A 4,801-nucleotide genomic window follows, 5' to 3' on the forward strand; every position below is an offset into this window, starting at 1 on the left:
ACCAGCGATGCCAGCTCGTCATACGACGGACGGCGCTCCGGGGTCTTCGGCACCCAAAGATCATCGCACCTCGCGGACAGCCCTCACGCCAGCAAGATCGAGAGCTACTGAATGCCTACATTTCTGCAGCACTCGCTATAGGAGGACAATGGCTGTTGGGCTGGCTCATCGCTCTATACGATGATGGCGCTGCTTTTTGAGGAGTAGGTCGCTAATGTTTTGCAAGATCGCTAGAGCTTCAACGACGCCAGACCAGCAGCAGACAGCAGAGAATGACGCATGTGCCTACGGCGCCCAGTTACTGCAGGAGACCCGCGAGGAGCTAAATCGAGACGATACTAAGGCCCAGGTTCTTCTCGGCATTGTGGGTATCGGGCTCGGTGCCGTTGCGGGCGGGCTGCTCGCCGGCAGTTGGTCACCGTCCAAGTTATCCAACATCATCGAGTGGCTTTGGTGGACAGGAGCGGCCGCGGCTCTGGCATCGGTGGTGGCGCTCGCCCGCGCCGTGTATCCCAGGTTGGACCGTAGAGAGCAGAACGGCGCTGTCATGTACTACGCCGATGTGCTCCGCTTCAAGTCTGCCGCAGCCGTCTCCAGTGCCCTGATGAGGTCATCGACGCTGGACCTAGAAAGGATCGCTGACCAGCTACATCGGGTCAGCCAGATCGTTGGTCAGAAGTACCGGCTTATCCGGTGGGGATTCTGGCTGCTCCTGACCGGGATGACTGCCACGGTGAGTGCGGCGCTGATCAACGTGCTCATCGTGCCTCCTCCATGAGAGCGAGGGGGGAGTTGGGGTCCGGTGGCGGGAGCGGGATGCCGAGCCGCTCGAACGCCGCCCGCAATGCGGACTCGCTGGAAATGACCAGTTCGAAGGCGTTCGCGTGCCGCTGTGTGTCTACGATCTTGGCTAGGAGGTCCACGAGTTGCTTGGCCTTTTCCTCGCGCTCGTTGAGCATGCTGTCGGTGATGTCCGCCACATTCTCGAGTGCCTGCGTGAGCCGTACCGCATGTCGCGCCGTGGAACTGTCCATCGTTTCTGTCAGGAACTGCTCGCAGAGCCGGCGGGATGCACGCAACTTCGTCATGTGTAGTGCGATCTCGTCCGCCCTGGCCCTTATTCTGTAGAGCTCGCTCTCGTGCGCACAGCGTAGTTGCCTTACCTCCTCGGGTACATCGACTTCGATGGTCGCCCGCCAAGTGCCTGTTACGGAATCGGATGGCCGCTCCCTGAGCCAGCGCTGCAGGGCACTGTTCGCGGCCTGTTCGGCCGTCTCGGGGTCGAAGATGCTGTGCTGCCGCAGTGAGCTGCGGACGATTTCCCGTACGTAGTCCTTGATCGAATGCTCCTGGCCCTCCTTCAGCTCCTTCCAAGGGCGGAAGATGAGCGCGCCGGTGGCCGAACGTCGCCAGAGCCAGACGGTTATTACGAACTTGAACCCGTCGCCCCGAGCTGGTGCCGTGAAGACGTAGGAGGCATCCTCGGGGGTGACCGCCGGTTCCTCCCTGGCCGTTGGTGGCTCTTGGGACGTCGTGGCGGCTGGGAGCTTCGTCCAGCGCTGTACGAGCACGGGGCGCTTGATGAGCTTGGTGAGCGGCATGATCAACCTTCCTTGACGAGCCGGATGTACTCGGTGAACTCGGCGGCGGTGATAGATCGCTGCTTGTGCCACAAGTGCAGATGGAACGTCCAGGAGGGCCGGAGCCTCTTGGTGGTCCTGGCGAGCACTTCGCCGATGACGGCGTTGATCGCCGGCTCGGTCGCCGCGCGCTTTGCCCATTCGGCCATGAGAAGCCAGGCGGACGGTGTGTACGCCGGCGACCGCGTATCCCTGCGCCTCGTGGACAGGCCCCAGCTGAGGGCGTTGGTCCAAAGCAGAGCGAGATCGTCGACCGCCTCATACCGCCACAGAGGTGGATATGACTCCTCTTCCTGCTCGGCCGTGGCCAGGCGAACGAACGCCAGGGCAGCGGTCACCTGCTCGCCGACATGGTCCCGGGCAGCCCAACGGGTCAGCTCCCGCAGCACTGTGGGAGCCGTCTCGGAGGTGTACACCTCGGCTACAGAACGGGCGACAAGGTCACACGTCTCCAGATACACCGCAGCTGCCGCGAGCGTGTGGAGGGCACTCAGCGCCTCGTCGATGTGCCGGATGCCGACGGCTGATCCATAGCCCAGCGCTGCGGCAAGTCGCTGGCGAGAAGTGCCGGTCGTCCAGTCCTTCAGTCGCCCGCGTACCAGCGCCGCCACGTTGGGGTCGGCGAGCGTGGCATATTCCAGAGCCCAGGCGAGCACCTTCGCGTGGCCGTCCTCCTGGCTCCAAGGCGTGAAAAACCGCTTGTCGATGACTTGGAAGTCGCAGGTCGCGAGCTTGCCCACGGCATAGGCGGCTTTGAGCTGGACCCGCCAGTCGTCGTCGCGGACAAGTTCGGCGAGCCAGTCGTAGAGCGCCGGACGGATGACGGGTAACTGTTCCCAGACCGCGGTCAGCAGTCGATCGGCCATACCCGGCCTGACCTCAATGCGCTGTCCCTCCCCGCCCAGGGTAGCCTCCGCGGCGTTCAGCCCTGGGTGGCTGATCCACTGGCTGAGCTGCTCCCATATCGGGAAGCCTTGGTCTTCCTTCTCCACTGCCTCTCGCTGCTCGTCCTGCCTGATCCGCTGCGCTAGGGCCAAGGCGGCATCGGACACGACGGCCTCGGGAAGCCCATACAGCACTGCGCTACTGACCAGGAAGTGTCTGCTCAGGACGGGAACGGTCTTCTCCAGGCTCTCCGACAGCTTGGCGAGGGCGACGTATGGCAGATCGGCGATCATGGCGGCGAGAGTTTTCCCCTGCCGTCGGCCGTCCGCGAGTTGCCTGGCTGTCTCCACAGCCTCCCAGGGGCGGCAGCCCGCGACGTGCTCGTCTAGCGAAACACGCACCGCATCGAGTTCCTCCTCGACGCCCGGGGAGAGGTGGAGCAGCCAGCGACGGATGACATCTCCTGCAGTGGGCGGCTCGTGTGTGACCACGGACTTCGTGATCGCGCAGTCGCTCGGGACAACGGCGACGATCACGGCACCGCTCTCACGCGCCACGGCGCAGAGTTGGTCGAGCACCGCCTGGGGGCGGCGAGGCCAGGTCCCGTCGTCAACCCGAAGCACGTAGCCGTTGCCTGGCCGGAGATCGTTGGGCCTGACCTTCTTCGGGTCCTTGACGACCAGGTGATTGCAGATCAAACCTTGCTGCATCAACGCGTGTAACGCGGCCGTCCACCTCCCGCTGTGCGGGTCACCTCTGAGTAAGACGACGGGTACGTTCGCCAGCCGTTCCAGCAGTTGCCGCTGCGACGCTGTCTCGATCAGGCACGTCCGAATCCGGTGGAATTCATCGGAGGGTATGGGGTGTGTGTGGACAGAAGGCTCTTCGCCGCCGAAATACTGGATGATGTCGCGGCCGGCCCCATTGAGCGTGCCGCCTCGGTCGAGCCGGTAGGTAGAGCCGCCGTACCAGCTTTGCCCCACATTGATGATCTCACTGCGCAGCCGACGCTCCTTCTGCTCCTGCTCGATGCGCTCGGTTAGGGGCGGCCCTGGTCGAGTTGTCTCATTCTCCGAACTCGGGGCCTCGTCAGCCTTGGTGTCCGTCGGTTCCTGAACGGGGGGCTCTCCGGTCATGGCGACGGCTTCTGTCCGGGTTTGGTGATGATGTCGCGGCCGGCGAAGTTGTTGCCGCCACCCGAGACGTTGTAGCTGTTACCGCCGTACCAGTCGCCGTCGACGCTTACTTGACGGCCTTGGGGCGGCTGTTCGCCATGGACCGCTTTCTCGCCGCCGTCGGCATCGAACTCTCCCAGTTCGGGTACTGCGTGCACGTTGTGCCCGGGCAGGTGGACGTACGCCACGTACTCCTGCTGTTTGACCTTGGCCTTTATCCGCCGGAACTGGTCGGCAGGTGGTCCGCCATAGCCTTGGCCGACATAGTCGGTATAGAAAGTGTCGGAGATGATCACGCCGAGATTCGCGTCCTTGACGGCGCGCAGGGCTGCGCGAAGAGCATCGGCGTTGACCAGTCTTCCGCTCTCCACGGCGTGCCTACCCGGCGACCCGGCAGGTCCATCCACGTGGATCGGGCCGGCATGAATCGCCAAGCGCAGGCGCAGGCGGGGCTGCGGCGAGGCGTTGTGGGCGTCGATAGCCTGGCGCAGTGCGTCTGTGAACGGACCGAGAAGTCGCGCGGGATGGATGGCTGGGGGTAGGACCACGAACTCGCCGTCACCTTGCTGCTGCCGCTTCCAGTCCAGCAGGCCCAGCCCGGCCGCTCCCGCCGCGAGGTCCAGCAGCCGGATCATGGCCGACTGCAGGGCGTACTGATCTGTGTTGTTGCGCTGGCTGTAGTCCTCGATGTCGTAGGTCAGCATTGCTCGGTACTGCGGGTCGTCGTTCATCTCACTCCATTCCTTCGCTGTAGGGGTACCGTGGCGCCTCCGGGCGGAGAACGACCGCGATTTTTATCGGTTCCGCAGGTCGAAATCAGCGAACTTCGTCAGCCCGTCCATGTCCTGGATGACAACCCGCCGGGGTCCGCGCAATACCAAATCTCGTGCTGCGAGCGAGCGCAGAGCCTTCCGCACTGTGGGCTCCTTAGTGCCGATAAGGCTGCCTAGCTCCGCCTGCGTCAGGGGAATCCCGATGTCCATGCCCTCCCGAACGGCGCGGCCGTGCATAGCGGCAAGCGCGATAAGGATGCGGGCTACGCAGACCTCCGCGTCGTAGCCCGCAAATTCGAGTCGTCGCTGGTTGGCCCACTGCAAGCGG

General features: G+C 63.9%; 5 protein-coding genes. 1 reads left to right on the forward strand and 4 read right to left on the reverse strand.

The genetic code is table 11. The features are described 5' to 3' along the window. The first annotated feature begins 214 nt into the window (after positions 1-214). Positions 215-778 carry a Pycsar system effector family protein gene (locus tag V5E28_RS48605; protein WP_336217121.1) on the forward strand — a complete coding sequence of 188 codons (564 nt, stop codon included), beginning with the start codon at positions 215-217 and terminating at the stop codon, positions 776-778. On the opposite strand, the gene V5E28_RS48610 is transcribed toward V5E28_RS48605, so the two are convergent. The 4 genes from V5E28_RS48610 to V5E28_RS48625 form a co-directional block, all read right to left on the reverse strand. After that, a complete protein-coding gene (locus V5E28_RS48610; protein WP_336217122.1) occupies positions 759-1,601 on the reverse strand; it encodes a hypothetical protein in 843 nt (280 codons plus the stop codon). The two genes, V5E28_RS48605 and V5E28_RS48610, sit on opposite strands and share 20 nt — an antisense overlap. 2 nt (positions 1,602-1,603) lie before the next feature. Next, positions 1,604-3,661, reverse strand: coding sequence for a hypothetical protein (locus V5E28_RS48615; protein WP_336217123.1), 2,058 nt, complete (start codon positions 3,659-3,661; stop codon positions 1,604-1,606). Then, positions 3,658-4,431, reverse strand: coding sequence for a hypothetical protein (locus tag V5E28_RS48620; protein WP_336217124.1), 774 nt, complete (start codon positions 4,429-4,431; stop codon positions 3,658-3,660). Before V5E28_RS48620 ends, V5E28_RS48615 begins: the two co-directional genes overlap by 4 nt. 63 nt (positions 4,432-4,494) lie before the next feature. Continuing rightward, positions 4,495-4,801 (reverse strand): helix-turn-helix domain-containing protein (locus V5E28_RS48625; protein WP_336217125.1); only part of this gene is annotated, 307 nt, incomplete at its 5' end.

The organism is Nonomuraea sp. LPB2021202275-12-8, from assembly GCF_037044575.1.
GTDB lineage: Bacteria > Actinomycetota > Actinomycetes > Streptosporangiales > Streptosporangiaceae > Nonomuraea.

What these genes read in the sequence shown, in the direction of transcription:
- V5E28_RS48605 (WP_336217121.1), top strand. Translation starts at nt 215, where the DNA reads ATGTTTTGCAAGATCGCTAGAGCTTCAACGACGCCAGACCAGCAGCAG.
- V5E28_RS48610 (WP_336217122.1), bottom strand. Translation starts at nt 1,601, where the DNA reads ATGCCGCTCACCAAGCTCATCAAGCGCCCCGTGCTCGTACAGCGCTGG.
- V5E28_RS48615 (WP_336217123.1), bottom strand. Translation starts at nt 3,661, where the DNA reads ATGACCGGAGAGCCCCCCGTTCAGGAACCGACGGACACCAAGGCTGAC.
- V5E28_RS48620 (WP_336217124.1), bottom strand. Translation starts at nt 4,431, where the DNA reads ATGAACGACGACCCGCAGTACCGAGCAATGCTGACCTACGACATCGAG.